At 36.8% G+C, this 24,267-nt stretch carries 21 protein-coding genes; all 21 read left to right on the plus strand.

The window, feature by feature from the left end; all coding sequences use genetic code 11:
- Positions 1-42: 42 nt before the first annotated feature.
- The 21 genes from HND50_14825 to HND50_14925 all read left to right on the plus strand — a co-directional run bounded on the left by HND50_14825 (position 43) and on the right by HND50_14925 (position 24,240).
- Positions 43-1,371 carry a DUF512 domain-containing protein gene (locus HND50_14825; protein ID NOG46513.1) on the plus strand — a complete coding sequence of 443 codons (1,329 nt, stop codon included), beginning with the start codon at positions 43-45 and terminating at the stop codon, positions 1,369-1,371.
- Between the two features lie 85 nt (positions 1,372-1,456).
- Positions 1,457-1,843 carry a four helix bundle protein gene (locus HND50_14830; GenBank protein ID NOG46514.1) on the plus strand — a complete coding sequence of 129 codons (387 nt, stop codon included), beginning with the start codon at positions 1,457-1,459 and terminating at the stop codon, positions 1,841-1,843.
- A 125-nt stretch (positions 1,844-1,968) separates the two neighbouring features.
- Entirely contained in the window at positions 1,969-3,297 is a 1,329-nt protein-coding gene (der, locus tag HND50_14835; protein ID NOG46515.1) for a ribosome biogenesis GTPase Der, read from the plus strand.
- A 25-nt stretch (positions 3,298-3,322) separates the two neighbouring features.
- Positions 3,323-5,020, plus strand: a complete 1,698-nt coding sequence (locus HND50_14840) for a T9SS type A sorting domain-containing protein (GenBank protein ID NOG46516.1) — start codon at positions 3,323-3,325, stop codon at positions 5,018-5,020.
- Positions 5,017-6,033: a hypothetical protein gene (locus HND50_14845; protein ID NOG46517.1), complete on the plus strand. Its 1,017-nt coding sequence runs from the start codon at positions 5,017-5,019 to the stop codon at positions 6,031-6,033. The genes HND50_14840 and HND50_14845 overlap by 4 nt, the downstream gene beginning before the upstream one ends.
- A gap of 239 nt (positions 6,034-6,272) precedes the next feature.
- Entirely contained in the window at positions 6,273-7,040 is a 768-nt protein-coding gene (locus tag HND50_14850; GenBank protein NOG46518.1) for a ParA family protein, read from the plus strand.
- On the plus strand, positions 7,024-7,899 hold the full coding sequence (locus HND50_14855) for a ParB/RepB/Spo0J family partition protein (GenBank protein ID NOG46519.1): 876 nt from the start codon (positions 7,024-7,026) through the stop codon (positions 7,897-7,899). The genes HND50_14850 and HND50_14855 overlap by 17 nt, the downstream gene beginning before the upstream one ends.
- Positions 7,900-7,907: 8 nt before the next feature.
- A complete protein-coding gene (locus HND50_14860; protein NOG46520.1) occupies positions 7,908-8,717 on the plus strand; it encodes a M23 family metallopeptidase in 810 nt (269 codons plus the stop codon).
- Positions 8,718-8,729: 12 nt separating this feature from the next.
- Positions 8,730-9,131, plus strand: coding sequence for a polymer-forming cytoskeletal protein (locus HND50_14865; protein NOG46521.1), 402 nt, complete (start codon positions 8,730-8,732; stop codon positions 9,129-9,131).
- A gap of 4 nt (positions 9,132-9,135) precedes the next feature.
- Positions 9,136-9,387: an AtpZ/AtpI family protein gene (locus tag HND50_14870; GenBank protein NOG46522.1), complete on the plus strand. Its 252-nt coding sequence runs from the start codon at positions 9,136-9,138 to the stop codon at positions 9,385-9,387.
- Positions 9,388-9,772: 385 nt separating this feature from the next.
- The gene (gene atpB, locus HND50_14875) at positions 9,773-10,636 is read left to right on the plus strand and encodes a F0F1 ATP synthase subunit A (GenBank protein ID NOG46523.1); all 864 of its coding nucleotides are present in this window, start codon (positions 9,773-9,775) and stop codon (positions 10,634-10,636) included.
- A 70-nt stretch (positions 10,637-10,706) separates the two neighbouring features.
- Positions 10,707-10,943: an ATP synthase F0 subunit C gene (gene atpE / locus HND50_14880; GenBank protein ID NOG46524.1), complete on the plus strand. Its 237-nt coding sequence runs from the start codon at positions 10,707-10,709 to the stop codon at positions 10,941-10,943.
- 11 nt (positions 10,944-10,954) lie between these two features.
- Positions 10,955-11,449, plus strand: coding sequence for a F0F1 ATP synthase subunit B (gene atpF / locus HND50_14885; protein NOG46525.1), 495 nt, complete (start codon positions 10,955-10,957; stop codon positions 11,447-11,449).
- Positions 11,450-11,460: 11 nt separating this feature from the next.
- On the plus strand, positions 11,461-11,991 hold the full coding sequence (gene atpH / locus HND50_14890; GenBank protein NOG46526.1) for an ATP synthase F1 subunit delta: 531 nt from the start codon (positions 11,461-11,463) through the stop codon (positions 11,989-11,991).
- 24 nt (positions 11,992-12,015) lie between these two features.
- Positions 12,016-13,539 carry a F0F1 ATP synthase subunit alpha gene (locus HND50_14895; protein ID NOG46527.1) on the plus strand — a complete coding sequence of 508 codons (1,524 nt, stop codon included), beginning with the start codon at positions 12,016-12,018 and terminating at the stop codon, positions 13,537-13,539.
- Positions 13,539-14,408 (plus strand): ATP synthase F1 subunit gamma, encoded by an 870-nt coding sequence (atpG, locus tag HND50_14900; GenBank protein NOG46528.1) that lies wholly within the window; start codon positions 13,539-13,541, stop codon positions 14,406-14,408. Before HND50_14895 ends, atpG begins: the two co-directional genes overlap by 1 nt.
- Before the next feature lie 17 nt (positions 14,409-14,425).
- Entirely contained in the window at positions 14,426-15,814 is a 1,389-nt protein-coding gene (gene atpD / locus HND50_14905) for a F0F1 ATP synthase subunit beta (protein NOG46529.1), read from the plus strand.
- A 104-nt stretch (positions 15,815-15,918) separates the two neighbouring features.
- Complete coding sequence (locus HND50_14910; GenBank protein ID NOG46530.1) at positions 15,919-16,329, plus strand: F0F1 ATP synthase subunit epsilon; 411 nt, start codon at positions 15,919-15,921, stop codon at positions 16,327-16,329.
- A gap of 110 nt (positions 16,330-16,439) precedes the next feature.
- Positions 16,440-19,055, plus strand: a complete 2,616-nt coding sequence (locus HND50_14915) for a tetratricopeptide repeat protein (GenBank protein NOG46531.1) — start codon at positions 16,440-16,442, stop codon at positions 19,053-19,055.
- 34 nt (positions 19,056-19,089) lie between these two features.
- Positions 19,090-23,901 carry a tetratricopeptide repeat protein gene (locus HND50_14920; GenBank protein ID NOG46532.1) on the plus strand — a complete coding sequence of 1,604 codons (4,812 nt, stop codon included), beginning with the start codon at positions 19,090-19,092 and terminating at the stop codon, positions 23,899-23,901.
- On the plus strand, positions 23,902-24,240 hold the full coding sequence (locus HND50_14925) for a hypothetical protein (GenBank protein ID NOG46533.1): 339 nt from the start codon (positions 23,902-23,904) through the stop codon (positions 24,238-24,240).
- The last annotated feature ends 27 nt before the right edge of the window (positions 24,241-24,267 follow it).

The raw sequence follows: 24,267 nt of genomic DNA on the forward strand, positions 1-24,267 counted from the left end.
CATCATCTGGAGTGATGGCATCGTGTTATTTTAAGGCCAATTATGATTAAAATTACCACCATAGAAAAAGACAGTATCGCAGAAGAATTGCAAATCCACAGCGGGGATATGCTCGAATCGATAAATGGTAAAAAAATAAACGACAGACTTGATTACCGTTTTCACCAAAGTGGTGAAGAAATTGAAGTGTTAATTCAGCGCGGCGATGAACAAATCTTGTTTGAAATTGAAAAAGACATGGATGAAGATATTGGTCTTGAGCTTGAAGACATGGAGCTTATGGCCTGCGGTAATAATTGTGTTTTTTGTTTTGTTTACCAAAACCCTAAAGGCATGCGCAAACCGCTTTATTTTAAGGATGAAGATTACCGTTACTCTTTTATGTATGGCCATTACGTAACAATGACAACAATGAAACAATCTGATTTGGAACGGATTGTTGAGCAACGATTGTCACCACTTTATATTTCGGTACATTCTACGGAAGAGAAAACACGCAAGTTTTTGCTGGGTATTAAAAAAGATGATCACCTTTTGGAAAAGATGAAATATCTTACATCCAACGGAATTGAACTACATACACAAATTGTGTTAACACCAGGAGTGAATGATGGTGAAATATTTGACCAGACTGTAAACGACCTGAAACAGTTTTATCCCGGTGTAAAATCCATTGCAGTTGTACCTTTGGGACTAACTCAGCATCGTAAACGTTTAACGCCTTTGCGTATCCATACGGCGCAGGAATTAACTGAGATGATCGATTTTGTTGATCAGCGCAGGGTAAAAATGAAGGAAGAACTGGGCAATAGTTTTATTTATTTGTCCGATGAGTTTTTCATCAAAGCCAAACAGCCGTTGCCTTCTGCAGCTTATTATGATGCGTTTTATCAAATTGAAAATGGCGTTGGCGAGTTTCGTGATATGATCGACACCTTTAATAAAGATTATCCAAAGATGCCCAAAGAGATGTCAAGACTGGTAAAAGTCACCTGGGTAACAGGACTTTTGGCGCATAAGTTACTCGAAGATGAAATCATAAATCCGTTACGCAAAATAAAAAATCTTAATGTTGATTTAACTCCCATAGTCAACAAATGGTATGGGCCGTCAATTCAGGTCTCCGGTTTGTTAGTGGCGGAAGATATTTATGATCAACTAAAAGACAAAGATCTTGGTGATGTGGTTTTACTGCCGCCGAGAGTTTTAAATGAAAATGATTTATTTTTAGATGATTGGACCGTTGAAAAGTTATCTGAAAAACTGGGTGTTGCCTGCCATGTTTATAGTGGTGAAATTTGTGACTTGCCAAAGGAACTGGAAGAGTTTTTAAAACTTCAACAATCGGAAATCGTTAATCCGCATTCATAATTCAGATGCTTTGATTGGCGAGTGCAGATTGCTGAATGATGATTGCAGAAATAAAGCAGGTTGCTGACATTATTGAATGGATAACATGAATAATAAAAGTTCTAACCTGGAAGAAAGACTAATAAAGTTTGCTGTACTTATAATAGAATTAATTGAAGAAATGCCAAATAAAAAGGCAGCAAACCATTTATCGGGTCAACTTGTTCGGTCAGGGACATCACCAGCCTTAAATTATGGTGAAGCACAAAGTGCGGAATCGAGAAAGGACTTCATTCATAAAATCAAAATTGTTTTAAAAGAGTTGAGAGAATCTTTCGTATGTCTCAAGATTATACGGAATGCAAAGCTTTTTAAGTCATTGGAAAAAATTCAAATTGCTTTGGCTGAAAATGATGAATTGATTTCAATTTTTGTAAAGAGTTCGAAGACAGCAGAAAAAAATGCAATTATTAAGAATGATTATCGAGATTAAAACTTCCACAATCGGAAATCGTTAATCCGCATTCATAATTCAGATGCTTTGATTGGCGAGTGCAGATTGCTGAATGAAGATTTCAGAAGTTATAACATAATAGAAAATAAGAAAGTATTGTAAAAATGAGTGAACCAATCGTGGCTATTATTGGCCGCCCAAATGTAGGAAAATCAACCCTTTTTAATCGCATGATCGGATCGCGCCAGGCAATAGTCGATGACAAACCCGGTGTTACCCGTGATCGTAATTATGGGCATGTAGAGTGGACCGGTCAGCAATTTGTATTGATTGATACAGGTGGTTATTTGCCGGCTTCTACCGAACAAATGGATATTGCCATCAAAGAGCAGGTTGATCTTGCTGTAGATGAAGCAGATATTTTATTGTTTGTTGTAGATGCTCAAACCGGGATCACAGAAATTGATGAGCAGATTGCTTCAATGCTGCGGAAAAGTGAAAGCAAAGTACTGGTTGTTGTAAATAAAGTGGATGACCAGCGTAACGATCCGTATGTGGGAGAATTTTATAATCTTGGTCTTGAAGAACCGATTCCAATTTCAGCTATGAAAGGGCGCAGTATTGGTGATTTTCTGGATACACTTGCCTCTGCCATAAAAACCGTTCCGGCGCGTGACCAGGATTTTGACGGTATCAAAATCGCGGTTGTAGGGAAAGAAAATGTTGGCAAGTCATCACTCGTAAATACACTGCTCGAGCAAAATCGTTCGATTGTTACAAACATTCCCGGTACAACGCGTGATTCAATTGACTCGGAACTAAACTATCAAAATAAAAAATATTTATTGATTGATACGGCCGGACTGAAGAAGAAAGCCAAGGTAAAAGAAAACATCCTTTTTTACAGTAATCTGCGTACCTTTCGCAGTATTCAGCGCGCCGATGTTGTGGTTTACATGGTTGATATAAATGAAGGACTTTCCCGCCAGGATGTTTATTTGTTAAACGAAGCCACCAATCAGCGAAAAGGAATTGTTTTACTGCTAAATAAATGGGACTTGATAGAAAAAGATCATAAAACTATAAATGAGTATACTTTGGATATCAGAGAGAGATTGGGCGTTCTGCGTTTCATCCCAATGATGTTTGTATCGGTGCATAATAAGCAAAGGTTGTACAAAGCATTGGATTTGGTGAACACAGTTATGGAGGAAATGACCAAACGGATTCAGACATCTGAACTGAATAATTTTTTTGGTCCGTTAATCCATGAAACCACTCCACCCGCGGTAAAAGGAAAAGAAATCAAAATAAATTATATCACACAATTGCATGCTAATTTTCCTTTGTTTGCTTTTTATTGCAATCACCCAAACCTGATAACGGAAAACTATAAACGTTTTCTGGAGAATAAATTGCGGGAACAATTTGGTTTTAGCGGCGTGCCGGTAATCTTATCTTATAGAAACAAAAACAAAGACGGTTCAAAGTAATTATAAACAATTAATCCAACAAAAAATGTCCAATCCAAAATTCAATCGTTTTAAAATATATTGTTTTCTAATCCTAATCCTATCTGGTTTTATTGCATCACCGTTGTTTGCGGAAATGACTGCTGAACAGAAAGAACTACAGGAAAAAGTAAAAGCGTATTTGGGTGTTGATAATTTAACTCGTGGGCAGAGCGGTGGATTTATTTATCAATTTGCCCTGCGTGATATTTACGATCAGTTGAGCAGGGATTTACAAAAAGCTGCTGACAATTATCTTTTGGCCACAGTACCTACCAGGCAAATGCAAATACAATCACCAAAAGGAAAATTTATTCTCCACTACGATACGACAGACGTACATTCAGTACCATTGGAAGATATTTCACAAAATGGCATCCCGGATTTTATTGACTCCGCTGCAGTATTTTTTGATTATTCCTGGGAGATAGAAATTGATCAATTGGGATTTGAAGCGCCAAAGGATATTTTGGGTAATGAAGTTCAAACCTACACCATAGTTTTTTCAAGCCTTAGCAGTTTTGATTATGGATATACTCTTACCGAACAAATTGTTAACAGTGCCTCTGGAACTTTTTACACAAGTTTTATAGAAATGGATAATGATTTCCAAAATTCCGGGTTGGCAACCAAAGGCTTTGATGGGATGCGTGTAACTGCAGCTCATGAGTTTAACCACGCAATTCAATTGGGTTATCCGGTCTGGGAAAATGTAAATCCATTTGCGCAACGTTATTTTCTGGAGATGCTCTCGACCTGGCTGGAAGAAGTTTTATATCCTGATGTAAATGATTATTATGCCTATTTACCGGGTCTCTTCAGGTCTGTTCAGTCGCTTCGTTTCACTTCGCAATCCAATATGTATGGCAATGGAATTTATTTTCATATGCTTGCTGAACAATACAATCCACAAGTGACAATCGAAATTCTTGAAACAATTGGCGAAGAAAGTGTCGTAGCCCTGAATGCGATGGATATTGTCTTAAAAAAGAAAGGCTCGTCATTTTCTGAAAGTCTCAATGATTATGGCAAATGGATGTATTTTACCGGTAGCCGGTCTGTTGCGGATCAGTTTTTTAATGATGCTGCTGATTTCCCGGAAATTGAAATTTCGGAGTCTGCCCAATATAATGGAAGTACAATAGTAGAATTTGAAACCAAAGTTAATAGCGAGTCATTTTATTATATTTCTGTGGATTCAATTCTGCAAACCGGTGGTTTAGCCTCCATATCAACAAACAGCGATAATCCGGATATCCGCTTAAATCATTTTAATTCTGAAAACATGAATAGTTTCTCAGTTTCATCCGGTGTAAACCAGCCACTTGTTTTGGATTTTATTCCTCAGGATATAGCATTTCTTGTTTCCAACAGCCGCGATACATCAGTAACTGCAAACTTTACTTTTATCCCGGATTCAACCATTAAACCCCCTGATGGATCTAAAGTGGTGTTTGGCCCAAACCCGGCAAAGGTGGAAATTGGGGTTAGTTATTTTTACGCGGTGCCGGCCAATGCTAAAATATCTATTTTTGATTTGAACCAACATCCCGTGCAAACCCTGAAAAATGAAAGCTCAGAAAAAATAACCCTTCCCTGGGATTTGCGTGATAAAAATGATAAACCGTTAAGCAGCGGAATTTATTACTTTGTGGTTGTCTCTGACGATAAAAAACAGGTTGGTAAAATAGCGGTTGTTCGATGATAAAAAGATTTTCAACTACTTTTTTTTTAATTATAAGTATTAGTCAGGCAATTTTTGCCCAGAGCCAGAATTGGGTAAAAGAAAGTATTGACCTTACCATAAACACCAAATTCAGCCAGGCAGAAACCTTGCTAACCAACCGCATTCAAAATGGTGATTCCTCGCTTGCTGTGCATTTTTACTATGCTTCAGTTCTCAACTCCAAAATGACCCATTTTGAAAACACCGAAGAAAACCAATCCTTTTACGATGCCCTACAATTTGTGATAAACAAAGGTGAAGCCAAACTTGAGCGCAAAGATTTACAAGAAAAGCAAAAAGCCAAAACAGAATTTTATGTTGGTAGCGCTTATGGCTATCTGGCTTTTTACCAGGGACAAATTGGTGAATGGTTAAGCGCAGTAAAAAACGGCAGCCGCTCGGCCGATTATCTGGAGCAGGCCATAGAAACCGATAGCACAATTTGGGATGCATATCTTGGTTTGGGTGCCTACAAATATTGGCTCAGCACAAAAATAGACTGGATCCCGTTTATCCCTGATCAAAGGGAAGAGGGCATTGCTTTGATCCGTAAAACCATTGAGCATGACTCGTACAGTAAATATTTAGCGATGCACCAGCTCATTTATATTCTGCTGGATTTTGGGGAATTCGATCAGGCTGAGGAACTGACGATTAATATTATCGAGGAATATCCGCAAAGTGTTTTTATGCGCTGGGCACACTCCCATGTTTTTATGAAGAAAAAAGATTTTCCCAAGGCAATTGCATCTTATAAAGCTTTGTTGGAATTAATTGACTTCGATCCGCAAGCCAATCCAAACCATAAAATTACTTGCTTGGGCAGATTGGCAGATATGTATTCCCGGGCAGATAGTTGTGACCAGGCAATCAAGGTTGTGCAAGACTTGAATTCAACTAACAATAACAAATTGGTTGATCAAAATGAAGAAGTGCAGAGACTTTTAAGAGAAGTCTCTGAGCGCTGCGGGGAAAAGGATTTGAATAATTAAAGACTGAAAGATTGAAATAATCTGAATATTAGTCAAAAGAAAGAATCTTCCAGATTATGATTCTTACAATCTTAAAGTCCAGCATCTTAGACTCAATAAATCATCTTGCTTTAAAAGATCGATCATTTTAAATTGCCCATCTCAATTTTTTAGGGTGCTTTAAAAAACCAGCGATAAAAAGAACGGCATCGTAAAAAAATCATCAAATTCAGATTAAAAAAAGTGAATATCAGAAAAGTATGGGCAAAATAATTGCTATTACAAATCAAAAGGGCGGTGTAGGAAAAACGACTACGGCTATTAATCTGGCCAGTTGTATTGCCATCGCAGAACGCTCCACCTTATTAATCGATATGGATCCGCAGGCAAATGCAACAAGCGGGGTCGGTGTAAATCCTGAAGACAATGAAGTCACATCTTACGAAGTTTTGGTTGGTGATCAGGATGCCTCAAATGCGACAATGAAAACGGTCGTTCCAAACCTGGATTTAATTCCATCGCATATTCGTCTTGTTGGTGCCGAGGTAGAGCTTGTATCTAAATCCGGAAGGGAATACAAATTGAAACATTCCCTGGCCGAGTTAAAAGAAAAATATGATTATATTTTTATTGATTGCCCGCCATCTCTTAGTTTATTGACATTAAATGCACTTACAGCAGCGGATTCTGTTTTGATTCCCATTCAATGTGAATATTACGCCTTGGAGGGTCTTTCTCAATTGCTGAATACTGTACATCTTGTGCAAAAAAACCTAAATAAATCGCTGCAAATTGAGGGTGTTGTTTTAACGATGTACGACAACCGTTTAAATTTATGTAACCAGGTTGCCCACGAAGTACGCGACTATTTTAAAGAAAAGGTGTATAAAACTGCCATTAGCAGAAATGTGCGTCTTGGAGAAGCACCAAGTTTTGGTAAGCCGGTTATAATGTACGATGCTGTCTGTATTGGAAGTCAGAATTATATGAATCTTGCAGAGGAAGTCCTTGGTGAAAAAAACAAATAGGCTCGGCCGCGGATTAAACGCGCTTATCCCCGATACAAAATCTGCACCAATTAGCGAAGATGCAACCCTTCTGGAAATAGAGGTTTTGCTAATCCGCCCAAATCCATATCAACCACGTTTGGAGTTTGATCCTGTTGCTTTACAGGAATTAAAATCTTCCATCGAAGAAAATGGTGTTATTCAGCCAATTACAGTGCGCCGGGTTGATGACCATTATGAGTTGATATCTGGTGAAAGACGTTTACGTGCTGTCACAGAAATCGGGTTGGATAAAGTTCCTTGTTATATCCGCCAAATTGAAACCAAAGAAGAAATGCTTGAGCTGGCCATTATTGAAAATGTTCAGCGCGAACGTTTAAATCCTATCGAGCAGGCACAGGCTTATCAAAGATTGATAGATGAATGTAAATTAACTCAGGATGAAGTTGCTCAAAAAATTGGCAAGGAGCGGAGTACAATTACAAATATCATCCGCCTGTTAAAACTGCCTTCATTAATCCAGGATAGTGTTCGTAAAAGTGAAATAAGTATGGGGCATGCACGCAGCTTGCTGGCCATTACAAATGAAAAAAATCAAAAGTCAGTCTGGAAACAAATTGTAAAAGACGGCCTTTCTGTACGCAAAGTAGAAAGCCTTGTTAAAGAAGCAAACGAAAAATCTAAAACAAAGCCTAAAAAGAAAGAAGCACCTCGTCGTAGCATATTTCTGCAGAAAGTTGAAGATAATTTGCGTGATTCTTTGGGAACAAAAGTAAATATTCGTCCTAAAAAGGAAGGCGGCACTATTGAGGTTGACTTTTATTCTCCGGAAGACCTGAGTCGCTTGGTGGAATTATTTGATCAAATCCAGGATAAGTAGTTTAGAAAATGTCACGTTCAAAAAGAAAAATCAAAACATATTCATTCCTCATAATCCCCGATAGCAAAGACAATCCTAAAAATTTCACATTAAGTGCTTTTGCTGTACGATCATTATTAATATCAGCAGTTGTAGTTTTGGTATTGATTGTTTTAGGTGCCGCAAGCTATTGGAGTGTGGCGAACATTGCCTTGGATTATGTAAGACTTAAAGAAGAAAATTTTGAGTTGCGTACAAGTTTGCAAAGTGTTGAGGGTATGCAGAGCGACCTTTCAAAAATGCGTAAAATGAATGATGATATCCGCAACACACTAACCGGCTATGTCCAAATCGAAAAAGTTTCTGCTGAAGACGACACGTCGCTGACAGACTTGGATTTTGACAACCTAAAGCCGGAAAAAAAGCGGACAATTTTTAATTTTATCCCTTCTATAATGCCGGTTAATGGTTTTATAACGCGTGGTTATCAAGTTAAAGATTTAGTCGTCGATCCGCATTATGGGCTTGATATTGCAGCTTCAAAAGGGACAGCCATTAAAGCGACAGCCGATGGCACAGTTATCTTTTCCGGATGGACATTAAAGTCTGGATATATTTTAATAATTAAACACAAGTATGGATATACATCTTTGTACAAACATAATCAACGAAACCTGGTCTCAATTCTGGAAAAGGTGACCAAAGGGCAGGTAATCGCTCTTGTTGGTGATACAGGAGAGATCAGCAGTGGGGCGCATGTTCATTTTGAAGTATGGAACAACGACCAGCCGATTGATCCGATGATGTATGTAAGCGCATTAGAACGTAATAAAAATTGAAAGGAATTTTCAGTGGCATTAAAAAATAACTCAGGGGCCCAATCTGCAGAATTAAATTTTATTGGAAAAGGGACTCATATCGAAGGCAATATAAAAACAGAAAGCAGTATTCATGTAGCCGGTACGATAAAGGGTAAATTAATTTGTAAACATACCGTTACAGTTAGTGAAAACGGCCAGGTTGAAGGTGATATAGAAGCGGTGAATGCGGTAATTGGTGGCCGGGTAAAAGGAAAAGTAAACGTAAATGAGAAAATTGTTCTGGAACCTAAATCAAGCCTTGTTGGTGAATTAAAGGCAAAAAAACTAATTATTGATGAAGGTGCGGTTTTTGATGGAACAGCTGACATGGGAATTACAAACTCTTCCATACCAAAAAATACAATTTCTCAAGTAGAAAAAGGCAACGTGTAGTTTGGTGTCTTTTGTAAAAAAGAAGAAAGATAACCAAAAAGAAATTAATTCGGCTTACTCCAAAGCGGGCCCTTATTTAAATATTACTTATTTTTTTATAAGTGCAATGATCATATTTGGATTTGTTGGTTATAAAATAGATCAGGCTTATGGTTTCAATTTTTTATTTCTATTGATTGGATTGTTTGTCGGGTTATCTTTGGGTTTTTATAAGCTATACATCGTTATCACACATATAGAAAAAGATCCTGATTGATGTTAAAAGAGTTATTTAAATATATTTCAGGAATTTTAGTGATTTATACTGGTGTCGTAATATTAATCTATTTTAATAGTAAAATAGAAACGGCCGAAATTTTAGGATTTGTACTTGCAGGGGTACTTTGCACAATAAATGTGTTCATTACCCTTTTTTTTATTAAAAAAATTCTAAAGAAACCGGACATTGAGTTCGTAAAGGGATATATCAGGTCAACACTAATTAGATTATTTTTTTTGCTCGCAATTTTTTTCACAATTGTGATGAAAATGCCTGTAAATCATTTTGTTTTTAGCGTTGCCTTCTTTATATTATATTTTCTATTTCAAACAGTAGAAATATACATTTTACATACTTTTAAACAGTCAGGCTAAATTTAAAAATGACCGAAGTTACAACAACAAGCGCCGTCTCAGATTCTGTTGCAACAGTTCCTAAAGCTGCTGAATCGGGAAATATAGGCCAGTGGATCATTGACCATATTTCTAATAGTACGGAATGGCACTTACCTTTTGGGATACATATTCATTTGCCGCAATTTGAGCCAGTTCAAATTGGTGGAGTTTCACTGGATTTTTCTATTACAAACCATGTTGTAATGATTTGGATTGCAGCGATAATTCTGCTGATTATGTTCCGGTCAGTAAAACGGGACAAACAAGTTCAGTCCGGATTTGGAATGTTTTTGGAAATGATCGTTGTTTTTGTACGCGACGAAATTGCAATTTCCAACATGGGTGAAAAACATGGTAAAAAATTCACACCACTATTAGTAACCTTTTTTATGTTTATCTGGGTTGCCAACCTGATGGGATTAATTCCGCTTTTTTCAACATCTACAGCTAATATCAGTGTAACAGCTTCTCTGGCATTGGTAACATTTTTATCAACTCAAATTTTTGGTGTAAAAGAAAACGGGTTAATCGGATATTATAAAGGACTTGTTCCTCATGGTGTTCCTGGTTATTTGTGGCCGTTAATGTTTGTTGTAGAGTTGGTCGGTTTAATTGCAAAACATGTTGCCTTGATGATTCGTCTGTTTGCAAATATGACTGCCGGGCACATTGTATTGTTTGCATTAATTGGTTTGGTGGTTGTATTTAAAACATTATTTGCTTCACCAATATCAATTGCTTTTGGATTGTTTGTTTTCTTTTTGGAATTATTAGTAGCAACAATTCAGGCATATATTTTTACACTTCTTTCGGCATTGTTTATTGGAATGAGTGTAAATCCGGATCATTAAAACGAAATTTAAAGTTAAAAATAAAAATATAAAATACACTTACATATAATATTTTAGGAGGAGTTTAAAAATGGGTGAATGGTCATTAGCATTAGCATATTTAGCAGCTGGCCTTGGCGCAGGTTTAACTACAATTGGCGCTGGTATGGGTATCGGAAGATTAGCCGCATCAGCAATGGACGGAACAGCACGTCAGCCGGAAGCTGGAAACGCCATTCGTATTACAATGATTATTGCTGCGGCGATGATTGAGGGTGTTGCACTTTTTGGTATTGTAATTGCGTTCTTTTTGGTTAACAAAGGTTAGGAAACTTAAAAATGCTAGAACTAAATCCTGGGATGATGATCTGGGTATGGGTTACATTTTTCATACTACTGGTCATTTTATATAAAACAGCCCTGAAGCCATTGTTAAGCTCTCTTACCGAAAGGGAAGAGGGGATTCGCAATGATATTGATGAGGCAAAAAAGCAGCGTGAAGAAGCCGAAGAACTATTAAGTAAGCATAAAAAAATGATAGCAGAAGCTGATGCACAAGCACAGTCGGTCTTAAGAGAAGCACAAGATATTGCACAAAAGACCCGTTCTGAGATTTTGGATAAAGCACGTGAAGATGCTACAAAAGAAGTAGAAAAGGCTAAACAGGAGATTGAGAAGCAACGTGATGATGCTATCAAATCCCTTAAAGCTGAAGTTGTAGATTTGGCAATTGGTGCAGCTGAGAAAATATTAACCCAGGCTATAGATAAAGAAACGAACAAAAAAGTGGTTGATGATTATATCTCTTCTATGCCAAAATCGTTAAAGAATTAGCAGGAGTTTACTTGAGCAGAATATCAATTCGCTACGCAAAAGCATTGTTTTCGCTGGCGCAAGATGAAAAGAAACTAGACACAGTTGCTAATGATTTAGCTGAGTTAAAAGAACTATTTAATTCGAATGTTCAATTTAAAACATTTGTATTAAACCCGTTGCTAAGTGGAACTAAGAAGACAGAAGTATTCAAAAATTTATTTTCAGGAAAACTTGATCCATTGACAATGAATTTTCTGTTCTTGTTAAGCTCAAAAAAACGGGTTGATGTTTTAGATCAAATCCTTTTAAAGTTTGATGAGCTTCTTCTAAGTCATAAAAATCAAATCGTTGCAGAAGTTACAAGTCCGATCAGTCTGGACGATGGACAATTAGACAGCATAAAATCAAACATTGAGAATATAACACAAAAGTCTGTTCTTATTGAAGCAAAGGAAGATAGTTCTTTGATTGGTGGATTTACTGTGAAGATTGAAGATGTAATTATTGACAACAGTGTTCGTTATCAATTGTCAAAATTAAAAGAAAAACTGATTTCATAAAGTTTTAAATAAGAGGTTGAATAAATGAGCAATGCAGTTAGACCAGATGAAGTCTCTGCAATTCTGAAAAAACAGTTAAAAGACTTTCAGACAGAATCAGATGTTTATGAAGTTGGTACTGTTCTTCAGGTTGGTGACGGGATTGCCCGTGTGTATGGCCTGGAAAAAGCCATGGCCGGCGAACTGATTGAGTTCCCTAATGATGTGATGGGAATGGTTTTTAACCTTGAAGAGGACAATGTTGGTATTATTCTTTTTGGCGAAGATACTTTGATCAAAGAAGGTGATACTGTCAAACGTACCAACAAGGTTGTTCAGGTTCCTGTAGGGGAAGAAATGTTGGGCCGGGTTGTTAATCCACTAGGAATTCCGTTGGATGGCAAAGGCGAAATCAAAACAGATAAATTTATTTTAGTTGAGCGCAAAGCGGAAGGCGTAATTCAACGTCAACCCGTAAAAGAGCCATTGGCAACAGGGTTAAAAGCTATTGACTCGATGATTCCGATTGGCCGTGGCCAACGAGAGTTGATTATCGGTGACCGTCAGACAGGTAAAACAGCCGTTGCTATCGATACAATTATTAACCAAAAAGGTACAGACGTATTTTGCGTTTACGTAGCTATTGGTCAAAAAGCATCTACGGTTGCCCGAGTTGTTAAAACACTTGAAGATGAAGGTGCTATGGAGTACACGATTGTTGTTACTGCAAATGCAAATGATCCTGCACCTCTTCAGTTTATATCTCCATACGCAGGTGTTGCAATGGGTGAATATTTCCGTGATAATGGAAAACATGCACTTGTTGTATATGACGATTTATCAAAACATGCGTGGGCATATAGACAGGTTTCCTTGCTTTTACGTCGTCCTCCGGGCCGTGAAGCTTATCCTGGTGATGTGTTTTATGTTCACTCCCGTTTGCTGGAACGTGCAGCAAAATTAAGTGATGACCTTGGTGGAGGATCACTGACAGCATTGCCTATTATTGAAACACAGGCTGGTGATGTTTCCGCTTATATTCCAACAAATGTTATTTCCATTACTGATGGTCAGATATTTCTTGAATCAAATTTATTCTTTTCTGGCGTAAGACCAGCGATTAATGTCGGTATATCTGTTTCACGTGTTGGTGGTAGTGCACAAATCAAAGCTATGAAACAGGTTGCCGGAAGTTTACGTTTGGAACTTGCCCAGTACAGAGAATTAGAAGCTTTTGCAAAATTCGGTTCAGATCTTGATGCAGCGACACAACAACAGTTGCGTCGTGGTGAACGGCTTGTTGAAATATTGAAACAAGGTCAGTATCAACCATTACCATTTGAAAAACAGATTGCAATAATTTTTGCAGCTACAAATGGATTTATCGATCAGTTACCTGTTTCTGTAATAAAGCGTTTTGAAGAAGAGTTCATTAATCATTTGGAACTAAAATATCCGAACGTTTTGAAAGAAATTGCAGAAAAATCCAAGATTAGTGAAGAGCTTGAAAATACAATGAAAGATATTTTATCTAAATTTGTTGAAGCTTTCAGGTATGAGGGAGATTGATGGCAACCCTTCGAGAAATAAGGCAGCGAATTGCAAGTGTTAAAAGTACTCAGCAAATAACCAAAGCCATGAAGATGGTTGCTGCGGCAAAATTGCGGCGGGCTCAGGAAAATATTGTAGCTATCAGGCCATATGCATATGATCTGAGAGATCTAATCGCACACCTTTCTCAAATTGATCAATCTGAAGTAAATTTAGATCTTATGATCAAAAGACCGGTGGAAAAGGTTTTAATTGTTGCTGTTGCGGCGGATAGAGGGCTGTGCGGTGGATTTAACAGTAATATTGTTCGCAGTGTTTTAGAACGAATTGCGCAGTATAAAGACACTGAGTATGAACTGTATACCATTGGCCGAAAAAACAGTGAATTTTTTGGGAAACGTGATTATCCGATTTTTTCTGCAAAACAAAACTTCTTCAATCATTTATCATTTGAAGATGCACTGGAAATTTCTAGAACCTTGATATCAGCTTATACATCCGAAAAATTTGACAGAATTGAAATTGTGTATAATGAGTTTAAATCTGCGATTCAGCAAAACCTTATTACTGAGACGTTTTTACCGTTTACTGTAGATGAATCGAATAATGAAGAATACCACGCGGTAGATTATATCTACGAACCTGATGTGAAATCGATTCTTAGTACAGTAATACCAAAGCATTTAAATGTGCAGATCTGGCGAATTTTGCTTGAAAGTAATGCAGCTGAACAAGGTGCACGCATGACAGCAATGGACAGCGCAACAGAAAATGCAGAAGAAATAAAATCAAAATTAACCTTGCACTATAACAGAGCAAGACAGGCAGCCATTACAACAGAATTGAATGAAATTGTTGGTGGCGCCGAAGCACTTAAAGAATCATAAACGAGGGCTTTTTTTCAATGAATAAAGGAAAAATTAGTCAGGTAATTGGTCCTGTTTTGGACCTTGAATTTGATGAAGGTAAACTGCCGGCTATTTATAATGCAGTAGAAATAAAACTGGCAGATGGCAAAAAACTAGTTGCAGAAGTGCAGCAGCATCTTGGTGAAAATATTGTACGTTCTGTGGCAATGGACTCAACAGATGGCCTTGTAAGAGGAATGGAAGCTTTAGATACAGGTGCTCCTATTACAGTTCCTGTAGGGCCAGGCTCTTTGGGGCGATTAATAAATGTAATTGGTGAAGGAATTGATGGATTAGGGGAAATTAAAAATGAAGTAAAATATCCAATACATAGACCGGCTCCTAAATTGGAAGATTTGAGTACAAGTGCAGAAATCCTTGAAACGGGAATTAAGGTAATTGACCTTCTTGAACCTTATACAAAGGGTGGAAAAACTGGATTGTTTGGTGGTGCAGGTGTTGGTAAAACTGTTTTAATTCAGGAACTAATTCGTAATATTGCTACCGAACATGGCGGCTATTCTGTTTTTGCCGGTGTTGGTGAAAGAACAAGGGAAGGAAATGACCTTTGGCTTGAAATGAAAGAATCTGGTGTTATTGATAAAACAGCACTGGTTTTTGGCCAGATGAATGAACCTCCCGGAGCGCGCCAACGTGTTGCATTGACAGGTTTGACACAAGCTGAATATTTCCGCGATGAAGAGGGCAAAGACGTGCTTCTTTTTGTTGATAACATTTTCCGTTTTACGCAAGCTGGATCTGAGGTATCTGCGCTGTTGGGCCGTATGCCATCTGCTGTTGGGTATCAGCCAAACCTTGCAACGGAAATGGGAGCCCTTCAAGAAAGGATTACTTCTACTAAAAAAGGTTCAGTTACTTCTGTACAGGCAATTTATGTACCTGCCGATGATTTAACAGATCCTGCCCCGGCAACAACTTTCTCTCACCTGGATGCAACAACAGTTTTATCTAGGCAAATATCTGAACTTGGAATTTATCCAGCTGTGGATCCGTTAGATTCTACTTCGCGAATTCTTGATCCTCGTGTTGTGGGTGAAGAACACTATTCTGTTGCTAAAAGTGTTCAGGAAATCCTTCAAAAATACAAAGACTTGCAGGATATAATTGCAATTTTAGGTATGGATGAGCTGAGTGATGAAGATAAAAATGTAGTAGCACGTGCACGTAAGGTACAAAAATATTTATCACAGCCATTCTTTGTTGCAGAACAGTTTACAGGTACTCCTGGGAAATATGTTCGCTTAGAAGATTCAGTAAAAGGATTTAAGGGTATTGTTGAAGGTGAATACGATCATATACCTGAACAAGCCTTTTATATGGTAGGTGGAATTGATGAAGTTCTTGAGCGTGCTAAAGATTTATAATTATTAATTTTAAGAAAAAAAATAAATATGATAAAAGATGATGTTTTGCATCATCTTTTTATTTAAGTTTCGATTTAAGCAGTCGAAACAAAAGGGAGCTATAAATGAGCGAAAATCTTCATTTGGAGATTGTTACTCCTTTTGGAAAGACTTTTTCTGAAGAAGTTTTAAGTTGTGTTGTTCCCGGTGTAAGAGGTCAATTTCAAATTCTAACGAATCATGCACCGGTAATTTCTAATATCACCGTCGGAGCAATTAAAATACGGACTAACTCGAAAGAGAGTGTTTACATTGCAACAAGTGGTGGGTTTTGTGAAGTTCGCAATAATGAAATAAAAGTTATTGTTGAATCTGCCGAAAAATCAGATGAAATCGATGTCAGCAGAGCATTAAAATCAAAAGAAAGAGCAGAGGAGAGGTTAAAAACTAAATCAGAAAATATTGATGATATTCGTGCAAAGTTAGCGTTAAGCCGGGCAATTAACCGGATTCATGTCACTGACTACACTTCTTAATTTGCTTCTGATTTTTTTTATATTACTTTCCTCCCAAAACACATCTGACTAACAAAGTTCAATATCCTTTTGAATTTTACAAAGGGTTAAAATAAAATAAGGTGCCTGGTATGAGTTTTAAAACCCTTTCCAAGTGGTTTTCTTACCTTTTAGTTTTTATCCTCTTACAACATTCTACCTATGCCCAATCGGGTTCAATGACCGATGACCAGTTTAGTGAACATCTCAAAACATATATAAATAAGTTGTTAACGCGTTATGGTGAACAGAATATTGAAAAAGAGAGATATCTTGTTCAGCAAATACGGATGATTAATGAGGAAATTAAATCACGCGTTGGAAGTGTCTCGGACAAAAGAGCTCAATATTTTGACAAACTACAAGGAAGCTTATCTGAAATAAAAGCTTTGAAAAACCGTTTACCTGCTTCTGCGACTCAATTATACAGCTTTATTGATGACCTTGAAACAAGGATTGAATCTACAATTGATAAAGGTGTGATGGATTATAAACGTCAACGGGTGTTTGATGATGCTGTTCAATTGTTATATCTGGCTGAAGAATTGATAAAACTTGATCCTGCGATTAACTTGAGCGCAAATCCTCAAATAATTGAAGGCCTAAATAAAGCAAACCAAAAAATGGTTTCTACTTTTGGTGCTGCGACTGGTAAAACGACTTCTTCTTCAGCAGGAGCTTCTTCTATTTTTGATGTATACCATGAATGGCAAAGAACAGAGCGCATTAAATACCATTTACGTGTTACCGATATAGAGCTTATTAAAAAGAGGTTGATAAAAAAATCAACAGTTGGCGATTTAAAGCGCATGTTTGGTCGTGAATTGCAACATTCTGTTCAGGCTTTTAATTTTAGATATTTTGAATTGGCACAACTCTCTTTTGCAGAAATATTAAAGAAATATGGTCAAATCGGTGAACTGGATGATGTTCTATATTACATGGCAGAAAGTAATTACCAGCTTGGCCGTTTTAATATGGCTGAAGAACAGTTTGAAGAATTAATCAGTGATTATCCATCATCATCTTATGCACCCAAAACATATAAAAGACTTATTGAAATAACTAGTCACTTTGAAAGATATAGCGAATCTGTTGAGCATTTCCGGCAAATGCAGAATATTATTTCTTCATCGGATGCTCAATATGAAGAGGCCCTTTTACTTGCAATAAATGCTTCTTTAAATGGAAAGTTTTTTGAAGATGCTGTTTCATTGTCTTATGAAATCAATCCTCAATCTCCACTTTATGACTATGCGCGGTTTATACAATCTAAAGCATTGGCCGGGGCACAAAATTTTGAAGAAGCATATACCGTGCTTTCTTCAATCCTTGAAACTGCAAATCTTGAACCGGATTTCAGGTTTGATATACTTGCCAAGATGGGATATATCCAGTACGAGCTAGGCAACCCGCAAAAGGCAATAACTCATTATGATGAAATTGCCGGTAATTATTCTAATTACGATCGCGTATTAATGGGCTATGGTTGGGCATTTTATAAACTTGAAATTAGTAAAATGATTTCTGATCGTAACTTTAAGAATGCCAAACAGTATTTAGAATTGGTGATTTCCAATTTCCTAAATTCTGAATATAATCTTGAAGCGAGAACATTGCTTGGTTATATAAACCAACTTGAGTTCGACACAAAAGGGGCGATTGACAATTTCCGTTTTGCTTACAATGCAAAGGAAATTAAACAACATTCGGATAATCTGAATGAACAGCAATTAAAACTTGAAGATATTGTAAAGACATCCGGCCGATTAGAAAAACAAGCGCTTGAGTCAAAAAACCTTGAGGCATTTAATAGAGCTGTGACAATGCGTAAAAAAGTTGAGCAACCATTGTTCAAATTGAAATATGCAGATTTAAGTCCGGTAGGAATGGCTGCAACAAATGAGGTTGGAAGATTAAAATCTCAATTGCAGGAATTAGATCGCCTTAAACAAAAAGCTACTGAAAAGAATGATGATGTATTGGTTGAAAGAATAGAATCAATGCAGCTCAAAATTTATCGTGCAATAAATTCTTATCCTTTGGAAAGCAGTACAGTTTTAGGTTTCAACTATTTTGATGAACATCCATTGGCCAGAAAAGAAAGTGTGGTTGAATCAGAAAATAAAAAAATTGCACAAATGAGAGCAGAGTCAAGCACAGAACGCCAGGAAATTGCACGAAAGATTTCTCGTCTTGATGTACAAATTCAAAATGCAAAATCTAGAAGAGATTATAAAAAACTGGCTAACTTGGAAATAAGTAAAGACAGATTTAATGATCTTTTGAAGAAACTGGATTATCTGGATACCTGGGTTTTTTCAATGAAAATGAACCAGACAAATATAAACCTGGGTAGATGGAGCGATTATGGTGCCTTTGGTCTTGCAAATGTTAATTTTGCAATCCGTAGCCAGCAAAAAGAACAAATAGGCCAAATGCGTGAACAAATCCAAAAAATCAATGATTTGCTGATGAAGCGCAAACAAAATGTGGTTCACAAAATTCGCCAGATACAAAATGAAATAACGTTGATGACCAGAAGGGTTAGGCGTCAGGAACGAATCCGTGAGAGGGAAGAATTGAACCGACAATTTGAAGAAAGCTATTTTGATACTCATGAAACGGAAACAAATGAAACTGATGACGTAAACAATACAGATAATACCATCCCGCCAAGTTTTGAAGAAGATGAATCGGATCAATAAAAATTTTATACATGAGAATTTTTGGAATAATAGCATGAAAAGTAAAAAAGCAGTAAAAAATTATTTAGTATTGATCTTAGTAATTTTAGGTTTTCTGTTTATTGGCCAACCGTTACTTGCACAAAATGCAGCTTTGGCAAACAGAGACTCGTTATTTGAGAAGATTTCTATTGACGAGTTAATGGAAATAAAGAAATTCTATGACAGAAAAGCTGAAAAGCTTCACAAGGAAGAAGAGAAATCTTTGGTTGAAGGGAAAAAACTTGGAGAAGGTTTCCTATCTGATAATGCTCTGAAGATTAAAGACCGGGATAAAATTTATATTCGGATTTCAGAATATTACATTGAAGAGGCTGACCGTGAATACGACCAGGCAAATGAAAAGTTTGATGAGTTATTTGATGTTTATGAGGTTGAATACGAAAAATTTACAAATGGTGAGATTCCAACCGAACCAGAACTTCCCGAAGCTCCAGTAAAAGACTATACCAAAGCAATTCAGGTTTATGAAAAACTATTAGATGAATATCCGGCGAGTGACTTTGCGGATGACGCTTTGTACAGCGTTGCCTGGCTAAAAAACAAAATGGATGAAGGTCCTCAAAGCCGAAGATTATTTCAGGAAGTAATAGACAAATATCCTGATAGCCCTTTTGCTCCTGAGTCATATATTCAATTGGCAGAATATTACTTTAAACCCAGAGAAGACAAAAATGATGATGAACAGTCGATTCTGGAATTAAGAAAAGCGATTCAGCTTTATAAAAAAGTTCTGCGATACAAAAACTCACGCCGCTACGATGAAGCACTGTACAAATTAGGCTGGAGTTATTACAAATTGTCATCCCATGATCCTAAGTATTATAATGATGCGATCACATATTTTGTAGCTGTTGCTGACGATATTCATCGCGCTGAAATACTGGATCCCAAGCAAGAAATAAGCAATCCCAATGTGCGAGATGAAGCGATAGAATATATCGGTATAAGTTTTACTGATGAAGCTTATACAGCAACCGGTGTTGATAAAGCCAGAAGAATGATTGAAAAATTAGGTGACAAACCTTATGGCGTTGATATTATGCGCGCTATTGGACAAACATATCAGCAAATTGATGAGCAGGAAAAGGCGATATATGCATTCAGTAACTTGCTTGATATGTACCCTGATTATAAAGAAGCACCATTAATGCAGGATTTTATCGCCAAGGCTGTTTATTCCGGTGGTGATGATATTGCTGCTTATAATGAAAGAGAGAAACTTTACAAGCTATACAATCCTCAGGCAAATTGGTATTCAAATCTGGAAAACTCAGATGACCTTGATAAAGTAACTTATCTGAATGCGGCTTATAAAAACAGTGAAGAAGCCTTCCGGACAAATCTTATTTATGATCTTGGGAAAGCCCAGGAATTGAAAGCAGATGGCCAACCTGTTGAACAACATTGGCTTAAATTTGGACAGGGTTGTAAAGATTACCTGGCTATTTTTCCAAGTGATTCAAACGCATATGATATTCACTGGAATTACGCTTTGATGTTAGATAAAGAGCTTAGCAAATTTGATGAAGCCTTTGAAGAATACTTAACTGTTAGTAATGATTATTTGGAAACACATCATCAGCACGAAGCAGCACTTTATGCCGTTGGTGTAGCTGATACAATTGTTAAAATTAAGTATGGTGGCCAAGATAGTTCTGCCATTAGCCTTGCGGATATAGCTCAGTTAAATCCAGAATCATTAACCCAGGAAGAAACAAATTTAATTCAATCGTATGATAATTATGTGCGCTTATTTCCAAATGGTGAATATACTCCAAATTTCCTGGCAAGCGCAGGCGGAATTTACTATAACCATAAGAAATTTGGTGAAGCAAAAGTTTACTTCCAAACGCTTGTACGTAGATTTCCAGGTGCCAAGGAAAAAAGCTTAGCCATGCGTTCCATAATGGATTCTTATTTTGCTTTAGGTAAATTTAAAGATAGTGAAATTATTGCGAAACGAATTTTAAGCGATGAAAATCTGCCTGAAGAACAACGTGAATTTGCAAGCAGAAGATTAGCGGAAGCAATCTTTAAAAATGCGGAATTTCTTGCAGAGCAAGGTGATTTCTTTTCTGCTGCTAATGAGTTTATTCGGCTATATAATGAAGCACCGGATGATGAAAGATATGTTGAACCAGCGCTTTGGAATGCTGGTTTAAATTTTGAAAAAGCACGCGATTGGGTTCGTTCAAATGAAACGTTTGATTTGATTGCAACAAACTTTCCAAAATCAAAATTTGCAGTAGATGCTCTTAATAAAATGGTAGATAACTATAAAGAATTAGAACAATATTCTAATGCTGCGCAAATTTCGGAACGAATTTTTACCTCCTATCCAGAATCCCCGGATATAGAATCAAAACTGTACAATAGTAGTTATTTTTACCAAAAAGCTGGTGAATGGCAAGAAGCGATTCGTGTTAACAATCTTTATATAGCCGCATATCCTGCACTGGATTATTCTGTAGACTTATTTTTTAAGAATGCAGAACTTTATCTAAAACTTGATAACCTTGCAGCAGCAAACAAAATTTATGATGAGTTTGCTCAAAAATATCCAAACGATGATCGTGTTGTAACAGCTTTTTATGAAAGAGGTAACTACTTCCTAAATAATAGCCAAACAGTGGCTGCAAAAGTTGAATACAACAAAGCAATTGCAAAAAGTGAGCAGTTTAAAAGAGAAGGAAAAGAATCAAATCCATTTATCGCTGGTGAAGCTGTCCATAAATTGGCGGATATTATCCATGATGAATTTGTTTCTGTAAAACTAACACAACCTCAGTCAAATATTGAAGCTCAAAGACAAACCCTTACAGGCCTTTTAACCGAATTAAATACAGCATATACAAAGGTTTTAGCATTTGGATCTCCAAGAAGTTTTGAAGCGACATATAATATTGCCAGAAGTTACGAAGAGTTTGCAGATATCTATGTTGAGCAGGAAATGGATCCAAATCTTGATAAGAACAAAAAGTTTGTAAAGAAAAAGCAAATTAATGAGCAATCGGCGGCGCTATACGAAAATGCTGTTGACCGCTATAAAGAAGTTGTTGACAAAATTCCTGTTATTGCAGAAAAATTAAATGTAGATATGTTTGGGACCAGGGATACAACTTTGGCTACGAATGACAGTTTGGCTGCCCGTGAAGTTGAAGCAGATTCAACTAAAGATCTTGCTGTAAAATGGTATGGAAAAGCAAAAGACAAAATTTCAAAATTATTATATGCACAGGCAAGCCTGACATCTGAAAATGTTGAAAATGCTTTAAATATTGAACCGCCTGCGGGAAGTAATTTATTGTCAGCTATTTTATATCAAAACAGTGTTTATACAAAAGTAGTTGCGCCTGCGGTGGATCAAACAATCAAAGCGCATTTACGGAATATTAATGAAGCCGGTGATTTAGGTCTTTCAAATAAGTATGTTGAAGAATCAAAAAGACAAATCTTATTGACCTCAAACATATTAGGTAATGAATATGAACAACTTGCAGTTACAGCGCTAAATCAATTTGACAAAAATTATTCCGATTACCGAGAACTTATTGAGAAAGAATTTGGTTCAAAAAATGCTCAAGGATTAGATTATTACGGTGTTGACAATGATGCTAACCAGATGATCGATGAAAGTGCAAACCTTTCTCAACTTACGATACAGGCATATTCAAATACATTGCAGCTTGCACAAGAAAATAATATTGAAAATGATATTACCCGGAGCACCCAGGAAAGGATACTTCGTTTTTCAGTAGAAATGGGTGAACGGATGAGGGTTTACAGCGATAGTGCAAATTCTGCAAGTATGGCGTACGAGACTCTATTTGATTCTACTCAGAATTACAATTATGATGACGGCCGTATCGCAACAGAAACTTACTATTTTAACCTTAGCGATAATTCTCTTGCTTTGCTGGAATCTGCTTTTGATTTAAAAGAACAATATGTCTTAAAAGGGACTTGGGCAAACAAATTAATGATGCGATTGCTTGAGCTTGATCCTGTTCGCTATTCAGAAAGTATTGAAAAAGAACGTTTTGAAATAACTTCAGACCAAAGTTGGTTGCACTCTATAACAGATAATCCAATTGTATGGATACAAGCAGATTTTGATGACTCATCCTGGGAAACTGTTGCCGTTGTGCCAGGAACATTTAATCAATTTAGCGGACTTGGTGTGGATCCATTAGCAATTTGGGCAGCTAAAAAAGAAGCTTTGGATTTTGCTCCAGCTCCAGTAGATTCACTTGCCGATTCACTTGGAACAGCAAATCCCGCATTAGGACTTGTTGACTCAACAACCAATCTTGCAACGGATTCACTGGGTACAAGTCTGGGGCTATCTGATACAACAAGTACTGGTATGGGCATAGCCGAGACAGTTTCAACGCCTGCTGCGGATACATTAGTCTTCTTTAGAAAATCTTTTTCACTAAATGGTAAGGTAGTTGGTGGTGAAATTTATGTAAGCGCTGATGATGATTTCAGACTTTATTTGAATGGTGAATATCTTGTTGATGATGAAGCAGATGACTTTTCAATTGTTGATACATTGGACTATTATACGTTTGACCGTTTTGTAAAGAGCGGATCAAATATTATCGCCGTTGATGTACTAGATAAAGATCTTACGGGATCGGGTTTAAAATTGTATGGCTATTTTGAATTAGTTCCTTTAGATTTAAACTCTACTGCCGAAACTGAACAAGTACATTCATCAACATTTGTTGATCCGAAAACCCTTAAAGAAATCAATACACTAAGAAAAAACAGAATTCCCTTAAGAAATGAAGGAAACTAAGTGAAAAAACAAAAATTCTTTTTACTGGCATTTTTTTGCGGAATCTTTCTATTTGCATCAAACACAATTGCCCAGGTTGCTGATACTACTCAAACAGACTTTCAGGTTGCTGATGATGGCGTAGTTGAAGCTGGAGAGGCTGTTATTAAAATTGAAGTTGAAAAACCGCAAGTACAGTTATTTAGCCAAAGAATAAAACCAGAGTTTGACGAAGTTAATCTGGAAAAATCCTTTTTAAAAGAAATATTGGATGAAGGACAGACGTTAAAGGTTAAATCTGTTAAAGAAGATGACGCAGAAAAAATAGACATAAAAAAACTACTAAACAGAAATCGATAATCAAAAGTACTTTTTGTAGGAGGATTA

The organism is Calditrichota bacterium (assembly GCA_013112635.1).
Taxonomy (GTDB): domain Bacteria; phylum Calditrichota; class Calditrichia; order Calditrichales; family J004; genus JABFGF01.